The 19,850-nt window shown below is 61.1% G+C and carries 20 protein-coding genes; 8 read left to right on the top strand and 12 right to left on the bottom strand.

What is annotated here, in order from left to right; all coding sequences use genetic code 11:
- Positions 1-11: 11 nt before the first annotated feature.
- Both ACIGEK_RS08050 and ACIGEK_RS08045 read right to left on the bottom strand, forming a co-directional pair.
- Positions 12-1,907: a DUF1302 domain-containing protein gene (locus ACIGEK_RS08050; protein ID WP_397492772.1), complete on the bottom strand. Its 1,896-nt coding sequence runs from the start codon at positions 1,905-1,907 to the stop codon at positions 12-14.
- A gap of 370 nt (positions 1,908-2,277) precedes the next feature.
- Positions 2,278-3,960: a fatty acid--CoA ligase gene (locus ACIGEK_RS08045; RefSeq protein WP_397492771.1), complete on the bottom strand. Its 1,683-nt coding sequence runs from the start codon at positions 3,958-3,960 to the stop codon at positions 2,278-2,280.
- Positions 3,961-4,143: 183 nt separating this feature from the next.
- Here ACIGEK_RS08045 and ACIGEK_RS08040 point away from each other — a divergent pair, with 183 nt between their 5' ends.
- Positions 4,144-5,319: a thiolase family protein gene (locus ACIGEK_RS08040; RefSeq protein ID WP_397492770.1), complete on the top strand. Its 1,176-nt coding sequence runs from the start codon at positions 4,144-4,146 to the stop codon at positions 5,317-5,319.
- A 75-nt stretch (positions 5,320-5,394) separates the two neighbouring features.
- Here ACIGEK_RS08040 and ACIGEK_RS08035 read toward each other — a convergent pair whose 3' ends face one another.
- The 7 genes from ACIGEK_RS08035 to ACIGEK_RS08005 all read right to left on the bottom strand — a co-directional run bounded on the left by ACIGEK_RS08035 (position 5,395) and on the right by ACIGEK_RS08005 (position 11,518).
- Positions 5,395-6,006: a DUF2846 domain-containing protein gene (locus tag ACIGEK_RS08035; protein ID WP_397492769.1), complete on the bottom strand. Its 612-nt coding sequence runs from the start codon at positions 6,004-6,006 to the stop codon at positions 5,395-5,397.
- A gap of 75 nt (positions 6,007-6,081) precedes the next feature.
- Positions 6,082-7,239, bottom strand: a complete 1,158-nt coding sequence (locus ACIGEK_RS08030; RefSeq protein ID WP_397492768.1) for a phosphatidylserine/phosphatidylglycerophosphate/cardiolipin synthase family protein — start codon at positions 7,237-7,239, stop codon at positions 6,082-6,084.
- A gap of 103 nt (positions 7,240-7,342) precedes the next feature.
- A complete protein-coding gene (locus ACIGEK_RS08025) occupies positions 7,343-7,681 on the bottom strand; it encodes an amidase (protein ID WP_397492767.1) in 339 nt (112 codons plus the stop codon).
- The gene (locus tag ACIGEK_RS08020; protein WP_397493108.1) at positions 7,678-8,769 is read right to left on the bottom strand and encodes a serine hydrolase domain-containing protein; all 1,092 of its coding nucleotides are present in this window, start codon (positions 8,767-8,769) and stop codon (positions 7,678-7,680) included. Before ACIGEK_RS08020 ends, ACIGEK_RS08025 begins: the two co-directional genes overlap by 4 nt.
- Before the next feature lie 282 nt (positions 8,770-9,051).
- Positions 9,052-9,837, bottom strand: coding sequence for an MBL fold metallo-hydrolase (locus ACIGEK_RS08015; protein ID WP_397492766.1), 786 nt, complete (start codon positions 9,835-9,837; stop codon positions 9,052-9,054).
- Positions 9,838-9,929: 92 nt separating this feature from the next.
- Positions 9,930-10,463 (bottom strand): cytochrome b, encoded by a 534-nt coding sequence (locus ACIGEK_RS08010; protein ID WP_397492765.1) that lies wholly within the window; start codon positions 10,461-10,463, stop codon positions 9,930-9,932.
- Entirely contained in the window at positions 10,460-11,518 is a 1,059-nt protein-coding gene (locus ACIGEK_RS08005; RefSeq protein ID WP_397492764.1) for a catalase family peroxidase, read from the bottom strand. The genes ACIGEK_RS08010 and ACIGEK_RS08005 overlap by 4 nt, the downstream gene beginning before the upstream one ends.
- A gap of 155 nt (positions 11,519-11,673) precedes the next feature.
- On the opposite strand from ACIGEK_RS08005, the gene ACIGEK_RS08000 reads away from it, so the two are divergent.
- Both ACIGEK_RS08000 and ACIGEK_RS07995 read left to right on the top strand, forming a co-directional pair.
- Complete coding sequence (locus ACIGEK_RS08000) at positions 11,674-12,180, top strand: sigma-70 family RNA polymerase sigma factor (RefSeq protein ID WP_397492763.1); 507 nt, start codon at positions 11,674-11,676, stop codon at positions 12,178-12,180.
- Positions 12,177-12,929, top strand: a complete 753-nt coding sequence (locus tag ACIGEK_RS07995) for an anti-sigma factor family protein (protein ID WP_397492761.1) — start codon at positions 12,177-12,179, stop codon at positions 12,927-12,929. The genes ACIGEK_RS08000 and ACIGEK_RS07995 overlap by 4 nt, the downstream gene beginning before the upstream one ends.
- A 3-nt stretch (positions 12,930-12,932) precedes the next feature.
- On the opposite strand, the gene ACIGEK_RS07990 is transcribed toward ACIGEK_RS07995, so the two are convergent.
- Positions 12,933-13,811 carry an acyl-CoA dehydrogenase gene (locus tag ACIGEK_RS07990; RefSeq protein ID WP_397492760.1) on the bottom strand — a complete coding sequence of 293 codons (879 nt, stop codon included), beginning with the start codon at positions 13,809-13,811 and terminating at the stop codon, positions 12,933-12,935.
- A 148-nt stretch (positions 13,812-13,959) separates the two neighbouring features.
- Here ACIGEK_RS07990 and olsB point away from each other — a divergent pair, with 148 nt between their 5' ends.
- Both olsB and ACIGEK_RS07980 read left to right on the top strand, forming a co-directional pair.
- Positions 13,960-14,709: an L-ornithine N(alpha)-acyltransferase gene (olsB, locus tag ACIGEK_RS07985; protein WP_397492759.1), complete on the top strand. Its 750-nt coding sequence runs from the start codon at positions 13,960-13,962 to the stop codon at positions 14,707-14,709.
- Positions 14,710-14,792: 83 nt separating this feature from the next.
- On the top strand, positions 14,793-15,587 hold the full coding sequence (locus tag ACIGEK_RS07980; protein WP_397492758.1) for a lysophospholipid acyltransferase family protein: 795 nt from the start codon (positions 14,793-14,795) through the stop codon (positions 15,585-15,587).
- Here ACIGEK_RS07980 and ACIGEK_RS07975 read toward each other — a convergent pair.
- On the bottom strand, positions 15,584-16,159 hold the full coding sequence (locus ACIGEK_RS07975) for an ACP phosphodiesterase (RefSeq protein ID WP_397492757.1): 576 nt from the start codon (positions 16,157-16,159) through the stop codon (positions 15,584-15,586). The genes ACIGEK_RS07980 and ACIGEK_RS07975 overlap by 4 nt on opposite strands.
- 127 nt (positions 16,160-16,286) lie before the next feature.
- On the opposite strand from ACIGEK_RS07975, the gene ACIGEK_RS07970 reads away from it, so the two are divergent.
- From ACIGEK_RS07970 to ACIGEK_RS07960, 3 genes are read left to right on the top strand one after another with little or no spacing between them, the layout of a single operon-like run.
- A complete protein-coding gene (locus ACIGEK_RS07970; protein ID WP_090382593.1) occupies positions 16,287-16,589 on the top strand; it encodes a helix-turn-helix transcriptional regulator in 303 nt (100 codons plus the stop codon).
- A gap of 38 nt (positions 16,590-16,627) precedes the next feature.
- Positions 16,628-17,794, top strand: a complete 1,167-nt coding sequence (locus ACIGEK_RS07965; RefSeq protein ID WP_397492756.1) for an MFS transporter — start codon at positions 16,628-16,630, stop codon at positions 17,792-17,794.
- Between the two features lie 17 nt (positions 17,795-17,811).
- The gene (locus tag ACIGEK_RS07960; RefSeq protein ID WP_397492755.1) at positions 17,812-18,861 is read left to right on the top strand and encodes an alkene reductase; all 1,050 of its coding nucleotides are present in this window, start codon (positions 17,812-17,814) and stop codon (positions 18,859-18,861) included.
- A gap of 81 nt (positions 18,862-18,942) precedes the next feature.
- Here ACIGEK_RS07960 and ACIGEK_RS07955 read toward each other — a convergent pair whose 3' ends face one another.
- Positions 18,943-19,788, bottom strand: a complete 846-nt coding sequence (locus ACIGEK_RS07955) for an ATPase (RefSeq protein ID WP_397492754.1) — start codon at positions 19,786-19,788, stop codon at positions 18,943-18,945.
- Positions 19,789-19,850 lie beyond the last annotated feature (62 nt).

Raw genomic sequence — 19,850 nt, 5'->3', positions numbered from 1 at the left:
ATCTCGTCCGCTTAGAAGTTCATACCGAAGCTGAGTGCAACGAAATCCCGATCAACAGCGGTGTTGTACTTGCCACCAAAGAAATCGGTGTACGCCAGGCTGGCGGTGTAGGTGTTCTGATATTCAGCATCCAGACCCAGGCTAACGGCCTTGGCACCCTCAGTGAACAGACCATTCGGACCGTAACCGTCGACATCATGAGACCAAGAAACACTTGGCTTCAGGTTTACACCGGCGAAGACATCCGGGTAATCCCAGATAGCGCGAGCACGGTAGCCCCAAGCAGTGCTGGTAACAAAGCCATCGTCTTCGCAGTACTTGGTTTGATTCTCACGGCTAGCCGTTCCAAGCGTACTAGCATTAAGCGTGCTACAGGTATTTAAGGCACCAGTAGCCGGTAAAGGACCCGGGCCATAAATTGGATCACGGCCGTAACGAACCTTATCGGAGCTTTCCAGAGCGCCCACATGAACGATACCGACCTCACCTACCAGAGTAAGGCGGCTAGCTCCCATGACCTGATCGAAGAAGTGAGTGAAGGTTGTTTGGAACTGAGTTATTTCTTTACGCTTATAACCGTTAACCTCTTGGCCAGGCTGGCCATCGATCAGCGATGCGTTTCCAAACAAGCCACCCAGCGGATTAACACCGGCAAAGAGAATATCAGTGGTGTTCAACAGAACTGGCGCATTCGGACGGTAGCTCAACTCCCCAGCCATAGCTGTGCCAGTAGGCAAGGTTGTCGAGAAGCTGAGGCCATAAAGTTGAATGTCTTCAGGATACTCAACAAAATAATTCGAATTACCTGCAATTAATAATGGACGCAATGGCTGCAGTGCAGGGTTGGTCGTAAACGGAGCACTGTTTGCCATTGTATAAACATCGGCGCCAGGACCCGCTGCGCTAAACACAGGGGTACGGCTGTGATAATTCATGAAATAAGCACCGAACTCTGTATCCAGCTCTGGCGAGAAATAACGCAAGGCAGTACCAAACTGCCCGCTGTCACGGGCATCACGATCACCGCTACGCTGGACGACCACGCCCTCGGTTGTTTGTTGTATTGCAAGGTCCGGACGACCTAGAGCAGTAACTGTATTGTTAATACCAGCCTTAGCAGCCGGATTGTTGCTCAGAACGGCCAAATTGTCGGTACAGCCATCAGCGATGATATCGGGCTGGGCAAAGAAGGTGCCGCAGTTATCCGTTACAGTCTGGTCCCACTCCAGCTGATAGAACGCTTCAGCCGAAAGGTTCTCAGTTAGACTTTGAGAGATGTAGAACATATTGACCGGAATCAAGCCTTCCTTGATTTCAGCACCTGGGCGACGGAAAGCAGACACATCAACCGGGTTAATTTCGTTGATGCTATTACGGATAAAGGTGCTTTCGCCCCAGCTTACAACTTGCTTACCCAAACGAACGGAGCCCGGCTGATCACCAATGGCGTAGTTGTGGTAAACGAAGGCATCGAGAATTTGTGCACCGGATGACTGAGCACCTTCTTTGCGATTGCTGTCACTGATGTCTTTAAACAGACGGCTTTCATCTTTCAGCTCAAAGTCGTACCAGTACTTGCCACGGACAAATACGCCGGTATCACCGTATTTCAATTCAAGGTCATGAATACCCTTGAAGATCTTCGAGAAGGTTTCGCCGCGTTTGAAATTTTGACGCGAATCATCGGTGGTTTGAGAAAGTCCTTTACCACCATTGTTGGAGCCAATCAGATCTGGATCAGCGCCACGCACCGACCAGCTGGCGCCAACCGACAGCGATGAGTCGAACTGACCTTCGATTTCACCAATATTGAAAGTAACGCCGAATGCAGGTGCGGCGAGGGTGGATGCGAGGCTGACGGCCAGTGGCAGTTTTGCCAGGCGCCAGGTTTGTTTTGTTTTTGTCATCGACGCTACTCCATGTGTTTTTTGTTATGGATGGTGCGGACTATAGCCAGCGGGTACTTCTGCTTGATCCCTCTAAAGTGTGATTTGCAGCCCCCAGGCACTCTGGCTCGCAGGTTTCGGCGTGTTGTCCGCAACCGGCAGAACCAAGAATGGCTTGGAATGAGCAATTAGCAAGCCAAACGCTTGTTTGACTAGCCAGTCACCAAAAACGACCTAGTTTGACGCGAACTGAACACCCTGCAACGTGACACTAACCACTCAGGGAAACCCTGCATATCTGTCTGAAAGCCTTTATCCAATGGGCTTTAGCGATCTTGCAAGGCAAGCACCTCAAGGGGCGAGGCTTACGCCTCCCCCTTAGCCCAACGCTTTAAACAGTCGATAGAAACGGGCTGCCGGCGGCTTGCCACTGGACGATATCCAGGCGAATACGTTTCTTATCCAGCTTACCGACGCTGGTCTTGGGAACTTCGGTAACAAGGGCAATTTGCGATGGTATCGCCCACTTGTTGATGCTGCCCTGGTCGACAAAAGGCTTGAGATGTTCCTTAAGGCCCTTGGCATCCAGGCTCTGGCCTTCGCGCAATACCAACAGGGCAAACGGCCGCTCGCCCCACTGCGGATCGACCACGCCCACCACCGCTACCTCACGTACCGCAGGATGACGGCTGATCAGATCTTCCAATTCCAGGGAGGAAATCCACTCGCCACCTGTCTTGATCACATCCTTGATGCGGTCGCGGATATCGATAAAGCCGAAGTCGTCAATGGTCGCCACGTCACCGGTGTGCAGCCAGCCGTGTTCCCACAATTCAGCGCCCTTCTCCGGCTCGCGAAAGTAACCTTGGGTCAGCCATGGTGCCCGCAGCACCAGCTCGCCCTGGCTTTCGCCGTCGGCCGGTAACAGGGTGCCATCGGCGGCCATGATCGCAGCCTCAACCAGCGGGACTGGCACGCCGGCCTTGATCCGGTAGGTAGTGCGCTCATCTTCGCTGCCGGCCATCAGCTCATCATTGATATGTGCACAGGAGATCAGCGGGCAGGTTTCCGACATGCCGTAGGCGGCGGTCAACTGGATGCCACGAGCCTTGGCGACCTCATATAACGAACGGTTGAGCGCGCTGCCGCCGATAATCATCTTCAGGCCGCCGAAATCGTGGCCCTGAGCACCTGGCGCGGCCAATACCATCTGCAAGATGGTCGGCACACAATGGGAGAAGGTCACCTTCTCCTCTTTGATCAGACGGCAAAGCATGTCTGGCTCATAACGACCGGGATAGACCTGCTTGATTCCCAGCATGGTCGCGACATAAGGAATGCCCCAGGCATGCACGTGGAACATCGGGGTGATCGGCATGTACACGTCGTTGGTACCCAGCAGACGGATGCTGTCCAGGCTGCCCAGCACGCTGGCTTCGGCCATGGTGTGCAGCACCAGCTGACGATGGCTGAAGTACACACCCTTAGGGTTGCCGGTGGTGCCGGTGGTGTAGAAGGTGGTGGCGACTGAGTTCTCGTCGAAATCCGGGAAGTCGTAGCGCGGGCTGGCGGCGGCCAGAAGGTTTTCGTATTCACCGACCAGGCCGCCCAAATCGCCGGTTTTCTCGGCTGCATCGGTGAGCAGGATGGTCTTCTGCACCGTGGTCAGCTGGCTTTCGATGCCTTTGTACAGCGGTACGAATTCGCTGTTGACCAGCACGAACTTATCGTCGGCATGGTTCATGGTGTAGAGAATCTGATCGGCCGATAGGCGGATGTTGATGGTATGCAGCACCGCGCCGATCATCGGAATGGCGAACATGCACTCCAGGTAACGGTGGCTGTCCCAATCCATCACGGCCACAGTGTCACCGGCCTTGACCCCGGCTTCGGTGAGCACATTGGCCAGCCGCGCCACGCGCTCGTTAAGGGTCGCGTAGCTGTAGCGCAACTGATCGCGGTAGACGATTTCGCGGGTTTTCTCGTAGCGGATGCCGGACAGCAGCAGGCGCTTGATCAACAGCGGTGCTTGGTGAGCGTTGTCAGCGGGGGCAATCAGACGGGTCTGCAGCATGGCGGTACCTATTGTTGGCTTTCTTCAGTGCGGCCAATCTAGAGAGCTCGACGCATAGTCAAATCAGCCCAAAGAATGATTTTCCGCGTGACTCTTTGGGCATTTTTAGTCACGCAGTAGAATCGGTGGCTCGCATTCGATGTGTTTGGCCTGCGATCTACTACAAAAACGAGGAGTTTCCCGATGTCCGATATCGTCATCGTCAGCGGCGCACGTACGCCGATGGGTGGTTTTCAAGGCAGCCTGTCGAGCATTGCTGCGGTTGACCTGGGTGCGGCCGCCATTCGCGCGGCAGTTGAGCGCTCCGGCATTGCCCCTGCCGACGTGCAGGAAGTGATCATGGGCTGCGTGTTACCGGCCGGCCTGAAGCAGGGCCCGGCCCGCCAGGCGTCGCTGAACGCCGGCCTGCCCGCCGCCACCGGTTGTACCACGATCAACAAGCTCTGCGGTTCGGGCATGAAAGCAGTGATGATGGCGTTTGATTCGCTCAAGGCCGGCAGCAATAACGTGATGATCGCCGGCGGCATGGAAAGCATGTCCAACGCGCCCTACATCATGACTAAGGCCCGCGCGGGTCTGCGTATGGGCCATGGCGAGATCAAGGACCACATGTTCCTCGACGGCCTGGAAGATGCGCGCACCGGGCGCCTGATGGGCTCCTTCGCCCAGGAAACCGCCGACCAGTACGGCATCACCCGTGAGCAGATGGACGCCTACGCCATCGAGTCGCTGAAACGCGCGCAGGCCGCCATCGCCAGCGGTGCGCTGGATGCGGAAATCGTCCCGATCACCGTCAGCGGCCGCAAGGGCGAAGTCGTGGTCAAGGATGACGAACAGCCGTTGAACGCCAACCTGGAAAAAATCCCCAGCCTGAAGCCGGCCTTCCGCAAGGACGGCAGCATCACCGCGGCCAACGCCAGCTCGATCTCCGACGGTGCCTCGGCGCTGCTGCTGATGACCGCCGAAGAAGCCGCCAAGCGTGGCCTCAAGCCGCTGGCGAAGATCGTCGCGCACGCTACCCAGAGCCAGGACCCGAGCGAGTTCACCATCGCGCCGATTGGCTCGATCAGCAACCTGCTGAAGAAAACCGGTTGGGACAAGGCTGAGGTCGACCTATTCGAAATCAACGAAGCTTTCGCCATGGTCACCATGCTGGCCATCCGTGAGCACGGCCTGGATCACGCCAAGGTCAACGTCTACGGCGGCGCCTGTGCCCAGGGCCATCCGGTCGGTTCGACCGGCTCGCGGATTATCCTGACCCTGATCAACGCGCTGAAAAACACCGGCGGCAAACGCGGCATTGCCTCGTTGTGCATCGGTGGCGGCGAAGCTACAGCTGTAGCGGTTGAACTGATCTAAAAGGATCGATGCATGGCCGCAATGGCCATGCTCACGTTGCGGTAACGGGCCAGCCTTGCGCTGGCCCGTTACGTTTCAGATGCCGATCTTGTCCAGCGACTTGCCAACCTTGCGCCAGAAGCTGCGCTGCATACGCTCGGTTTCACCGCTGGCGGCAATCTGTTCGAAGGGCTGGGCTTCACGGGTGGCGTCGATTTCTGTCGCTGCCACTTCGCGGGATACCAGTTGCAGCGGGCCATCGCCCTGGCTGGGCGCCTGTTCATTGACCGGCGGCGGGTTAAGTTCGTCATAACGCAGGTAGTAGATACCGCCTGCTTCGGCATCCAGAGTGAAACTGCTGATCAGGGTGAAGTCCAGCGGGCCGTCGGCGAAAAAGGTCCAGTGCGTACCGAACAACGGCCGGCGCATCTCCAGCTGGTAACTGGCGATATCGAACTCCAGCACCAAATAGGCATTACTCGGTAAGCTGCCGATGCGCGCGTTATTCAGAAACAGCGCGGGGGCTTCCAGCTCCTGATCGGCCCAGTCGCTTTGCGGCCGGTACAAGTAGACCAGCGCATGGTTGTCATCGCTGAGCACATGCTCGCGGAACGCTTCGCCCTGGGTTGCACCAAAAAACGCGCCGGGGGTCGAGCAACCACTCAAGGCAACCAACAGCAGCATCGCAAGCCAGGGCAGACCACGCATCGACAGCATCCTTATTGGAGTTATCGGCCGAGCATAACCGCGCCCTGCTCGGCCTACACCAGACAAAAGTGCGGGCTAGCGACGACGATCGAGCAGGTTGACCAGCAACTGATCCAGCGCCCCCCAGATCGACTGCTGCAGACGCCGCCACCATGGCCGCGCGCGCCAGTCCGCCAGGGTGATTTCATCACTCTCGACAAAATCCGTCTGGAAACTTGCCGCAACGCTGGCGGTAAACACGGGGTCAAGCGCCTCCAGATTGGCGTCCAGGTTGAAGCGCAGGTTCCAATGGTCGAAGTTGCAGGAACCGACGCTGACCCAGCCATCCACCAGTACCATTTTCAAATGTAGAAAGCGCGGCTGGTACTCGAAAATACGCACCCCAGCCTTGAGCAAGCTGGCGTAATAGCGCTGACCTGCAAAGCGCACCTGAGGATGATCGGTGTGTCGCCCAGCTAGCAGCAGACGCACCTCGATCCCCCGCTTAGCAGCACGGCGCAAGGTACGCCGCACGCGCCAGGTCGGCAGAAAATAAGGTGTGGCTAGCCAAATACGTTGCTTGGCCCCGCGTAACGCACGCACCAGTGAAAGCAGAATATCGCGATGCTGAAGAGCATCCGCAAAGGCAACGCGTCCCAGCCCCAGGCCTAAAGCCGGTAATGCTGGCAGATTTTTCAAACGCAACGGCATGCGCGGTCGCCAGACGACCCAGGCCTGACACGCCTGCCACTGACGCTCGAACAGTTGTTGCCAGTCGATGACCAGCGGCCCGGCGATTTCCACCATGACCTCGTGCCAGCGGCTGCTGGCTTGATCCGGCTGCCAAAAATCATCGGTCGCGCCACTTCCACCGACAAAAGCAAACTGCTTATCGACCAGCAACAGCTTGCGGTGATCACGGTGAAAATTACCCAAGCCATGCTTCCAGCGCAGCGGGTTGTACCACTGCACCTGCACACCGGCGGTAAGCAGGCGCTGTCGATCAACCGCTAAGAGGCCTTGCGAGCCAAAAGCATCAAACAGACAGCGCACCGCAACACCGCGTAACGCCGCAGCGCAGAGCGCATCCAGCAAGGTACGGCTACAGGTTCCACTTTCTACCAGGTAGAGTTCCAGCTCGACCTGCTGCTGCGCCGCATTGATGCGCGCCAACATCTGCACAAAGAACTGTGGCCCGTCGATCAGCAGCGTCAGCGTATTGCCGCGCCGCCAGGGAAAGACGTTATCGGGCATGACAGTTCACTCTGGACATTGCGTCTCACGCCAGTGAAAGGGAGTCGCCACCATAGCCGCCTGGCAGAGCCTTGCAAACCCTGGCAGATCTACCGCAAGCCACTCAGGCGTCAGGTAGCGGCGCTGCCTCCGGCAACAACTGGCAGCCCTGCCGTTCACCCAACCATTGCGCACTCTGGGTACTGCCCAAGCCGCGCGCCGTCACACGCTTATTAGCTTGGTCATCAAAAAAGCCGGAGAGCGAAACATACTGCGCCACATACGCCTCGCAGTAGTCGGCCGGATTGTTCGCCACATAGCGGCACGAACAATATTCCTTGGCCGAGTACGCGCCGATGATCCCAGGGAAGGCTTGCAGGTGTGCGCGGTTCTGCCAGGCCAAGGCGGCGAGCAATAGCAGAATAAGTAGCAACAGGCTGCTGAACGGACGACGACGAATCATGGCTGCACCTCATCGGCCATCGCGGCGAGAACCAGTTTGAGGAAATGGTTGCGATCAAAGCTGCCATCGCGGTCATCGGCATAGCGCACGATCACCAGGTTCTCACTGGCGATCACATACAGCCCCTGCCCCCAGTGCCCGGACGCCACCAGGGTGTCCTCCGGCGCATCCGGCCAGGGCCTGCTCGCGCCGGCCACCGCCGCATTCAGCCACCACTGGCCGCCGGGCACCGCTTCGCCAGGCTTGTCGGCTTGCGGCTGGTAGTTGGCAAACGGCGTGCGGTTGAAGTCGACCCAGGCTTTGGGCAGTAACTGCTGCTCGCGCCAGCGACCCTCGTGCTGCATCAGCAGGCCGACACGGGCCAGGTCGCGGGCGCTCATGTACACATAGGAAGAACCGACAAAGGTGCCGGCAGCATCGCGCTCCCACACGGCGCTGGTAATGCCCAGCGGTTCAAACAGCGCCTTCCAGGGGTAGTCGGCATAGGCCTCGGCACCGACCATGTTCTTCAACGCGGCGGCCAGTACGTTGCTGTCCCCGCTGGAATAGCGAAAACGCGCACCCGGCGCGGCATCGGCGCTGTGCGCGGCGGTGAAGGCGGCCATGTCTGAGCGGCCACGGGTGTAGAGCATGGCCACCACCGACGATTTCAGCGGAGCGTATTCGTAGTCTTCCTGCCAGTCCAAGCCCGAGGCCCAGTTGAGCAAATGCCCGACCTTGATCTGTGGATGGGCGGCAAACGGTGGGTAGTAGTCGGCCACCGGGGCATCCAGACGAAAGCGCCCCTCGCCGTATGCCACACCCAAGGTGGTGGCCAGCAGGCTTTTGGCCATCGACCAAGTGAGGTGCGCAGTCGCTGCCGTGGTGGGCGCTGCGTAGCGCTCGTAGACCACCTGGCCATCACGGATCACCAGCAGGGCATCGGTGCGCACGCCTTTGCGTGTGACATCGTCACGGGCTGGGAAGGCGTAGTGCTCCAGCTCGCTGAGCGCGCTGCTCGGTGCAGCCAACTGGCTGTCCCAGTCGCTGCCGGGCCAGTTCTCGGCCTGCGCCGTGGCGCAGCCTAGGGCGAAAGCACACGCCAGCATCAGCCGCCGTGCGGGGAAGGTATTCAGGGACATAAAGCCGCCTCTGCTGAGATCGAAGGCGGCACCCTAGCATGGCGCGGATGACATCCAACAGCGCCGAACGCGCCGCTTTATCCCGTGATTCGGCGCGAAACGTCAGTGCATGATCCGGGACATTCGGCAAAGCCCATATAGCTGGATTAAGGTCCTAGCAGCTCAATCGCGGCTAAAGCCCCTCCCACCATTTTCTGCACACCCGTTGCGTACCTCAGCTGATCGTTCTGCCCATCAAATGATCACGCACTATTTCGGCAGCCGGTAATCGTCAGGTCCCATCAAGTCCATGCCGCATTCCAGATTCTCGATCCAGTAGAGGAAGGCGTTGATCATTTCCGCGCCGACAAAGGGCCGACCATGCTGCGGCACGATCATCGACACATCCATCTCACGCACCATCGCCGCCCACAAACGGCACACCTTGTTACCGGCCATGTAACGCCGATGGAAGCCGAGCATGTTGGGCACATGGTTGACGAAATCGGTGACCGGGTGCGCGTCATCGACCATCGAAGCGCCCATGTCGCCGGAGAAGAGAATTTTGCTCACTGGGTCATAAACCTGAAAGTTACCGACCGAATGCAGAAAATGCGCGGGCACAGCCTTAAGCATGCATTTACCCAGGGCAAATGACTGGCCGCGATCCGGCAGCGCGATGATCCGGTCAAAGGTATTGATGCCATGACTCAACGCCAAATAGTTGGCCGTCAGGTGCGGTAAAAACCGCGCCCAGAGCTTGGAGCAGATCACCCGCGCACGGGTGTGCAGCAGCCACTTGTCCAGCGAGGCGATGATGTCTGGGTCTTGGTGCGAGGCGAAGATGTAGGTCAGGTCCTGCACGGGAATGTGCTTGGACAACTCCAGCGACAGCGGCGTGTAGGTCAAGTCGCCGCCCGGATCCAGCAACAGGTACTGCTCGTTATCGGTGATCAGAAACTGGTTGGACTGCACGCCCTCCCCGCTCACTAGGTCATCGAACATCATGCACTGATGCTCGCCGTTATCGAACAGCATTATGGGCTCGCGTCGCATGGAAACCTCACAGAAAAATGCGCGGTGACCATAGCCGAAGCCCACTCTTGCTTCACTGACCTGGATCAAGCAGGGCAACCCTTCGCCATGGGCTAACGCGCCCTGCCCCGCAGCATGCTGGCCAACACCCCGTCACGCCGGATCAGGCCATGGAACAACGCTCCGGCCACGTGCAGCAGGATGCTGGCGAACAGCAGGTAGGCCAACCAGCCATGAGCACGGCGCAGCCCGGCATAGAGGTCGACATCCTGCGGAGCGATAGCAGGCAGTGTCCAGCCCAGAACCACCAGCGGATAACCGCCCGCCGACTGCATGGCCCAGCCGAGCAGTGGCAGAGCCAGCATCAGGCCGTACAGCAGACCATGGGCGGAGTGCGCCAGGCGTTGCTGCCAGGCCGGGATGTTCGCCGGCAGCGCGGGCGGCGACTGGCGCAGGCGCATAACCACGCGCAACAGCATCAGGCCGAGCAGCACCAGCCCGACACCCTTGTGCAAACTCACCAGGCGGTGCTGCCAGGGCCCCAGGCTGCTGACCATGCCGACACCGATGAACAGCATGGCCAGGATCAGCAGCGCCATCAGCCAATGCAGCAGACGAGCGGGAAGGCTGTAGGTGGCGTAGTTCATGGATGCTCTCCGTGGCTGGCGCTGGGCGTCCCCTCGCGGATGCGGCGCTTGAAGGACTCGGCATAGGCCGCCGAACGCGCCAGCAGGATCGGGTCCGCCGAGGGCCGCAAACCGCTGGGCAGAATCAGCGGATCGAAGTTCACCGCGTGACATTCACCGTCCAGCTGATCGCTGGCCTGCTCGATCACCAGTTGGCCGGCATCGATGTGTCGGCGGTTGGCTGGCCACTGGCGCGTGGCATCGTCTACTGCATCACCTGCCTCGGCCAGAGTCAGGCGCAGGGTCCAGCGTACCGGTCCGGCGGCCAGACGCTCGCGCAGGTCCACCTGCAAGCCATCGTCAGCCATTGGCGCACTACCCAGCGGCTGCGGCGCCAACGCCGGCAGCATCGACCAGCGCACCGCCTGCTGGCGGCCAGCGGCGTCCACCAGATAGAAGGCATTGATGCTGTTGAAGGTGGTGCTGGCAAAACTGCTGCTCGGCTGATGCTGCTGCGCCCACTGGCGGAAGGCCGCGCTCTGTGGATGAGCGGCGAAGAACGCCTGCATGCGCTGCGGGTCCGGCTTGCCGGTGGCCGGATCCGGACGCATCGCCTGCACCTGTTGGAAAAACTCCTCGGGCGTGCCCACCGCCAGCACCGGCGGCGTATTCATCGCCATGCGCCATTGCTGGCCATCTTCCTGCTGCAACAGCAGCGCCATGCTGCGCACCGGCACGCTGGTATCGGCCGCATGCGGGTTGCCGCCACCGATGGACAACCGGCCACTGACCGGCACCCGCCCGGCGGCAAACACCGCGGCGCTGGACAGCGAGGCCGCCGCCCCCTGACTCTCGAAATAACCGCTGATGCACAGGCCTCGGGCATGGACCCGGCGGTAGCCGGGGTGGACGCCAGAATTAGCTTCGAAGCTGTCGACAAAGCGCTGCGGCGAGAGGCGCTGCGGATCGAGCCAGCCGGCGGCATAGGCAAAGCCGCCAGCCAGCGTCGCCACGCTCAGGGCAATCAGCGACAGGCGCCCGAGCTGGCGCGACCAGGGCAGGGAGGGTTGACTCATGAACAGGACTCCAGGGCCTTGCGGCCGATCATTGAGCCTGTGGGACGCAGCCCCGCGAACTTTATTCCCGCCGCCGTGGAATAAAGTTCAACCTGTAGCGTCTTCCTTGCATGAGCAGCGGACAATCGCCCCTGCACCTGCCGAACGAGTCCACGATGATTGACGACGACGAGCTGCGCGAACTGCTACCGCGCCTGCGCCGCTTTGCCCTCTGGCTGACCCGCGAGCCGGCCAGCGCCGACGACCTGGTCCAGGCCAGCCTGGAGCGCGCGCTGTCGCGGTGGCGCAGCAAACGCCCGGACGGCGAGTTGCGCGCCTGGTTGTTCAGCATCCTCTATCGCCAGTTTCTCGACAGCCAGCGCCGCGCCAAACGCCACGCACGCTGGCTCAGCCTGTTCGGTCATGAGGAAGAACCGCAAACCACGACCCTTGACGATGTGATCATCGCCCATGCCACCCTGGATGCCTTCGCCAAGCTACCGACCGAGCAACGCGCCCTGCTGTTGCTGATCAGCGTCGAAGGCCTGAGCTACCAGGAAGCCGCCGACAGCCTGGATATTCCCATTGGCACGGTAATGTCGCGCTTGTCGCGAGCGCGCAAGGCACTGCGCGCCCTGAGTGACGGCAAAAGCCCCCTGCCCGCCCTGCGGAGACTGAAATGACCCCTATGCAGCCCAGCGAAGACGACCTGCACGCCTACCTCGACGATCGCCTGCCAGCTGAGCGGCGTCACGCCGTAGAAGCCTATCTGGCCGCCAACCCCGCCGTGGCGGAGCAGGTAGCTGGCTGGCGGCGCGACACCCTGGCTCTGCGCACGGCCCTGGCCAACCTGCAGCCGCTGGCCGCCAACAGCAGGCTCGACCCGCTGGCCATTCGCCGCCGCCAGCGCGCAGCCCGGCAACGCGGCCTGGCCACTGCGGCCACCCTGGTGCTGGCCATCGGCCTGGGCGGCCTGGGCGGCTGGCAGGCGCGCAACCAGACCCTGCTGGCCACCAACCCGCCGATGCAGGATGCCCTGGAGGCCCATCGCCTGTTTGCCCTCGACAAAGCCGCCATGGTGGATGTGAAAGTCAGCCAGCCGGCCGAGCTGCAGCGCTGGCTGGCCGGACACTTCGCCCAGGCCACGCCTCTGCCGGACCTCGCCGCCCAGGGCCTGCAGGCAGTCGGCGCGCGGCTGCTGACCACCGAGCAGGGAGCAGCCGCCTTGTTGCTGTTCGAGGATGCTCAGGGCCGACGCATCAGCCTCTACCTGCGCGAGCCCGGGGCGCTGTACGCCAACATGCCCAGCGGCGAACGCGCAGACGGCCCCTTGCAGGCCCGCTATTGGTCACGCGCCGGCTACAACTATGCCCTGGTCAGCGACGCCGGCGATCCACGCAGCGCGGCGCTACAGCAGGCCTTGCGCCTCTAGTATTCAGACCAGCGTCTGCAGCGCCTTCTCCAGACGCTTCTCACGCGCCGTGCGGGCGATCTCCAGCAGGTTGCGATCGCGCTGCCACAGCGCCGCCCATTCGGCGGGGCCGGCCGTCATGGCAGTGTCGATATCAGGCCGTAGTGCGGCGAACTGGGCAAACAACCCTGCCAGCAGCAGATGGTTGCTCGGCGTATTCGGACACAGGCGAGTCGCCTCCGCACACCCTGCCAGCAGGCCCAGCAGGCGCAATAGCAGCGGCTGCGGCCAAGCATTGTCCTGGCCCACGCCATACAGCCAGGCGGTAAGCGCAGCCAGTACATGCAAATCCTCGATGCTGCGAAAAGGTTTGACGTAGGCATCCCAGCCATCGCCGGGCAGCAACTCGCACAGCGCGTGATCCAGGTGCAGGCGGGCGTGACCGATATCCGGCATCAACGGCAACGCGGGCAATGTTTCGATGCGCACACCTGGCGCACCATTGCGCACGACACCGACGGCCAACTGCACAGGCTGCCCGGGTTCATCCTCACGGGCGGCCACCAGCAGCCAATCAGCGGCATCGGCAGCGGTGACAAAATCTTTGCGCCCATCCAGCACCAGCGCACTGATGCGTGTGCTCATGTCGGCCGGTCGCGTGCTGCGATTCTCCGTCACGCATAACGCGCCCAACGTCCAGGGCGCGGCTGGCCAGAGTGCGCGCAACGCGCCTTGGTAGCCGGCCAGAAAGGCCAAGCCCGGCGTAGCCGCAAAACGGCCACCGAGCATAGCCACTTGCAGGGGCGCTACTGGCCCCAAACGCTCCAGCAGACTGGCGTACCACTCCTCCAGACTCGCGCTGGGCAAACGGGGCTGAGGGCTCAACAACTGTTGCCAGGGCATGCCGCACTCCTTTGATGGGATATGGAAAACAGTGTCACACAAGCATCACTGAATCTTCACGGAGGTGACACCGCCGCTACCTAGCCTGAGCTTGTCCAACAAGATCGACCGGCTGCAAGGCAAAAAGCCGGCTAACGGAGACTCAGGCATGACTCAGATGGCACTTAAAGCTACTCCCGCTCGCCGCCTACAAGCCGAACGTTTGCACGGTGCCGCCGCCCTGCGCGAAGCCCAGGCACTGCGTTTTCGCGTGTTCAGCGCCGAATTCGACGCCAAGCTCAAGGGTGCTGAGCTGGGCCTGGACATGGACGATTACGACATTCACTGCCAGCACATCGGCGTGCGCGACCTGAACAGCGGCGAGTTGGTCGCCACCACGCGCCTGCTCGACCACCGCGCCGCCGCCAGCCTGGGACGCTTCTACAGCGAAGAAGAATTCAGCCTGCACGGTCTGGTGCAACTGCAAGGCCCGGTGCTGGAAATCGGCCGCACCTGCGTCGACGCCGCCTACCGCAACGGCGCGACCATCGCCGTACTCTGGGGCGAGCTGGCCGAAGTGCTCAACGAAGGTGGTTACCGCTACCTAATGGGCTGCGCCAGCATCTCCATGCAAGACGGCGGCATTCAGGCCCAGGCAATCATGCAGCGCCTACGTGAGCGCTACCTGTGCAACGAACACCTGCGCGCCGAGCCGAAAACCCCGCTGCCGGCGCTGGATGTGCCGAGTAACGTGATCGCCGAAATGCCGCCACTGCTCAAGGCCTATATGCGCCTAGGCGCGAAGATCTGCGGCGAGCCATGCTGGGACCAGGATTTCCAGGTTGCCGACGTATTTATCCTGCTCAAGCGTGACGAGTTGTGCCCGCGCTATGCACGGCATTTCAAAGCCGCTGTTTAACAGCAGGTCGGAGTAATGTTGCGCAACTCGCCGGCACTCTGTAGACAGTGCCGGCGTTTGTGTTTTTGCCGCGAGAGAGTTCGATGAAGAAAGTGCGTTTGTACCTGCGCCTGGCGCGCCTGCTGTTAGTGATCAGCCTCGGCACCCTGCTGGCGGCGGCTATCACCCTGCTCGAACGCCTGGTGCGGCATGACCTGATGCCGACTCGGCAACGCCTGACCCGCTGGTTTCTCGCGCGCCTGGCGGCGGCCTTGCCGTTCCGCTTGCAGGTACAGGGCGAGCTGCCACGTCAGCCGATGCTGTGGGTCAGCAATCACGTGTCCTGGACCGATATTCCGCTGCTCGGCATGCTCACCCCGCTGTCCTTTCTGTCCAAGGCCGAGGTGCGTACCTGGCCAGTGGCTGGCTGGCTGGCGCATAAGGCCGGCACGCTGTTTATCCGCCGCGGCTCAGGTGATAGCGGCCTGCTCAGCCAGCAGCTGGGCAACCACTTGCAACGCGGGCGCAACCTGCTGATCTTCCCCGAAGGCACCACCACCGATGGCCTCGGCCTGCGCACCTTTCATGGCCGCTTGCTGAGCAGTGCGATCGACAGCGGTGTGTCTGTGCAGCCGGTGGCCATCCGTTACCTGCGCAATGGCCAGCCGTGCAGCGTGGCGCCGTTTATCGGTGATGACGACATGCTCTCGCACCTGCTGCGCCTGCTCGGCAGCGAGCTGAGCGAAGTGCAGATCCAGCTGCTGACGCCGATTGCCAGCAGCGAGCTGAACCGCAATGCCCTGGCCCGCGCGGCGCAGCAGGCGATCAGCCAGGCGCTGTTTGGCGCGGCAGACGCAACTGAAACAGAACGGCCTGAAACAGAAAGCCAGGCGGCCTAACCGCGCTCGCGGGCAACGAAGGCCTGTAACTCAGGATAGAACTGGCGAAAATCCTCCAGCAGCGGCTGATACAGCCGCTCCAGTTCAACCAGGCCGCCTATCAGCAAGCCAGGCCGCGACAGGCGCCGGTCGATCCCCGCGACCACCTGCTCCAGCACGGCAAACTCGCGGTAACTGCCCAGCCAGTCCTGCGCAGCCATGCGCGGCGCGATCAGCGCAAGGCGCTCGGGCAAGCACGGCTCGGCGGCCAGCACCTGATACACCCGCCCGGTAAAGCGCGGCAGCGGCTCTGCGGCATAGTCGGCCCAGTTCAGCGCCAGGCAGTGATCGAAAAACACATCCAGCAAGATGCCGCTGTAGCGCCGCCGTTCTGCGGCAAAGCGTGCTCGCGCCTGCAATTGCAGCGGATGGCTGTCAGTGAACACATCGATACGCCGATGCAGACGAATCGCGGCCTCGATATCCACCGGCCACTGCCCGGCCAGCGGCCCTTTGACAAAATCGCCATACAGGCTGCCCAGCAGTTGGGCCGGCGCGTCGCCGCCGAGGTGTAAATGCGCGAGATAGTTCATGGTCACAGCTTACACATCAGCCGGCATGATGATGACTATCGCCACGAACGATCTGTATATCGCTAACAACCGATATAAAGTTCGTCCCATCGCGATATGGCGTTACAGGCTACAGGGGATAACCCGCATGCAACTCGACATTGATGAAGTAATCAAAGCACTGGCCCACCCGGTGCGGCGCGACATCCTGCATTGGCTGAAAGACCCGCAGGCGTATTTCGCCGACCAGGACCACCCGCTGGAAATCGGTGTCTGCGCCGGCAAGATCGACCAACGCACCGGACTGTCGCAGTCGACAGTCTCTGCACACCTGGCGACCTTGCAACGCGCCGGCCTGATCAGCAGCAAAAAGGTTGGTCAGTGGAACTTCTTTAAGCGCAATGAAGAGACCATCCAGGCGTTCCTCAACCACATCAGCCAAGCGCTTTAACCCAACTTTTCATCCACCATTTTTCAGGAGCTGACGGCATGCCTGCAGCGCTTATCGTCCTCGCTTTGTCCGCGTTTGCCATTGGCACCACGGAATTCGTCATCATGGGCCTGCTGCCGGAAGTGGCTGGCGACCTTGGTGTATCTATCCCCGGTGCTGGCTGGCTGGTCACCGGATATGCCCTCGGCGTGGCCATTGGCGCACCCTTTATGGCCCTGGCCACTGCCAGTTGGCCGCGTAAAGCCTCCTTGCTGACGCTGATGAGCATCTTTATCGCCGGCAACCTGTTCTGCGCCCTGGCCAGCGACTACCAGATGCTGATGCTTGCCCGGGTAATCACCGCCCTCTGCCATGGTGCATTTTTCGGTATCGGCTCGGTAGTCGCCGCTAGCCTGGTACCGGCCAATCGCCGCGCTTCGGCAGTGGCCTTGATGTTTACTGGCCTGACCCTGGCCAACGTGCTCGGCGTGCCGCTGGGCACCGCGCTCGGTCAGTACGCTGGCTGGCGCTCGACCTTCTGGGCAGTGACCTTGATTGGCGTAATCGCCCTGATCGGTTTGTGGCGCGTACTGCCGAACAAAACCGATGAAACCAAGGCCGACTTTGCCAGCGAAGTACGTGCCCTGCGCGGTGCTGGCCTGTGGTTAGCGCTGAGCACCACGGTACTGTTCTCCGCGTCGATGTTTGCCCTATTCACCTATATCGCGCCGCTGCTCGGTGATGTCACCGGGGTGTCGCCCAACGGCGTGACCTGGACCCTGCTGCTGATCGGCCTCGGCCTGACCCTGGGTAACGTACTTGGCGGGCGCCTGGCTGATCGCAACCTGAAAGCCACCCTGCTCGGCGTGTTCGTTGCCATGGCGGTGGTCTCCACCCTGTTCAGCTGGACCAGCCAAGCGCTGATCCCGGCCGAGATCACCCTGTTCCTCTGGGCCACCGCCGCCTTTGCCGCCGTACCGGCCTTGCAGGTCAATGTGGTGGCCTTTGGTAGCGGCGCACCGAACCTGGTATCGACCTTGAATATCGGCGCCTTCAACCTCGGCAATGCCCTCGGCGCCTGGGTGGGCGGCCTGGTGATTGCCGAAGGTTTTGGCCTGACCCGCGTCCCCCTGGCCGCGGCAGCCCTGGCCGTACTGGCACTGCTCGCCACCCTGCTGACCTTCAGCACCCGTACCCCTGCACCTGAACTTGCACTCAACGAATAACCTGAGAGGACCGTCCCATGACTACACTTTTCGACCCGATCAAAATCGGTGAGCTTGAACTGAACAACCGCATCATCATGGCGCCGCTGACCCGCACCCGCGCCGATGAAGGCCGCGTACCCAATGCCTTGATGGCCGAGTACTACGTGCAACGTGCCAGCGCCGGCCTGATCATCAGCGAAGCCACCGCCGTCACGCCAATGGGCGTCGGCTACCCAGACACCCCCGGCATCTGGTCGGATGAGCAGGTGCGTGGCTGGAGCAATATCACCAAAGCCGTGCACGCCGCTGGCGGCAAGATCGTTCTGCAGCTGTGGCACGTTGGACGCATTTCTGACCCGATCTATCTGAACGGCCAACTGCCGGTAGCGCCGAGCGCCATCCAGCCAGCCGGGCATGTCAGCCTGGTACGTCCAATGAAGGACTTCGTTACCCCGCGCGCGCTGGAAACTGAAGAAATCGCCGACATCGTTGATGCCTATCGCCTGGGCGCCGAAAACGCCAAAGCGGCTGGGTTTGATGGCGTAGAAATTCACGGTGCCAATGGTTACCTGCTCGATCAGTTCCTGCAGAGCAGCACCAACCAGCGCAGCGACCGCTACGGCGGCAGCCTGGAAAACCGTGCGCGCCTGCTGCTGGAAGTCACCGATGCCGCAATTGACGTCTGGGGCGCTGGCCGCGTCGGCGTACACCTGGCACCGCGCGCCGACTCCCATGACATGGGCGACGCCAACCGCACCGAGACCTTTACCTATGTCGCTCGCGAGCTGGGCAAGCGTGGTATCGCCTTTATCTGCGCCCGTGAAAAAGAAGCCGACGACAGCCTGTCGCCGAGCCTGAAAGAAGCCTTCGGCGGCGTGTTTATCGCCAACGAGCGCTTCACCAAAGATCAGGCCAACGCCTGGCTGCAAAGCGGTAAAGCCGATGCCGTGGCCTTCGGTATTCCGTTTATCGCCAACCCAGACTTGCCAGCACGTCTGGCCCAGGATGCCGAACTGAATACACCGCACCCGGAAACCTTCTACGGCTCAGGCCCGGTCGGCTACATCGACTACCCAACGCTGTAAGACGGCGGTTACACCGGCATAAAAAAGCCCGCCAATTGGCGGGCTTTTTCTTTGCTGCGGTATAAGCACGTGTCTCGGCGCTTAGCGGGCGTCGATTTGCTGCTGCAAATTCTGCACCTGCGCTTGCAGGGTATTGATGTTGCGGGTCATCTGCGCACGGAAGGCATCGAACTCGGCGGTGCTGCTACCGGCGGAGCGGGTCTCCAGATCACCTTTCACCACCAGCAAATCCTGCTCCAGACGGGCGATCGCCTGGTTAGGGTTGCCCAGCTTCTTAAGCGCGGCGACTTCAGCACTCAAAACGGCAATTTTCTCATCAACTTTAGCCTGTCCGGCCAGCGCACTTTTCAGAGTGGCTTGCTCGTTCTTCAACACAGCCTGATCGGCACTGAGTTTGTTGAGCATGCCCTCAAGCTTCTCACCGCCACCAGCTTGGCCTTTCAGCTGCGCGGCCAACTGCTCAAGGCTTTTGCTCTGCTCGCTTTGTTTACTGATTGCACCCTGCTGCTGCTTGCTCAGCTCCGCCAGTTTGCTTTCCAACTGCTTGACCTGCAGCTTCAGCGCTTCGCTGCCGCTGGTGACCGTGGACTCGGTGGCCACCACCTTGCCGGAAATATCCTGAATTCGCCCGGCAGCTTCCTCGCTGATGCGCGCAAAGCTTTCCTGGGTGGCCACCAGCTGCTGCTCCATCAGGCTGATCTGCTGAAAACTCCACCAGCCGAGCCCGCCCAGGGCAATCATCAAGGCGCCGACCAGCGCCCAGAGTGGGCCGGTACTGGCCGACTTAACCGGTGCGGCGACCGGCGCGCGGCCATAGGTATTGCCGCGTGTTGGCTCCGGGTGATCGGTGGCGTAGTCATCGTGATCGCGCTGATCAGCCCGCAGGCTGGGCACGTGATCGAGTTCGTCGTGGGCATCGTTACGCATGGGTCAACCTTCAAGAAAGCGCGGGGATAGCAATTTGCCGCGCAGTATAACGGTTCGCGCGC

Source organism: Pseudomonas sp. NPDC079086 (assembly GCF_044542155.1).
In the GTDB taxonomy this organism is placed as follows: domain Bacteria; phylum Pseudomonadota; class Gammaproteobacteria; order Pseudomonadales; family Pseudomonadaceae; genus Aquipseudomonas.
The sequence above is the reverse complement of the archived record's forward strand: the minus strand, read 5'-3'. Positions and strand labels throughout refer to the sequence as shown.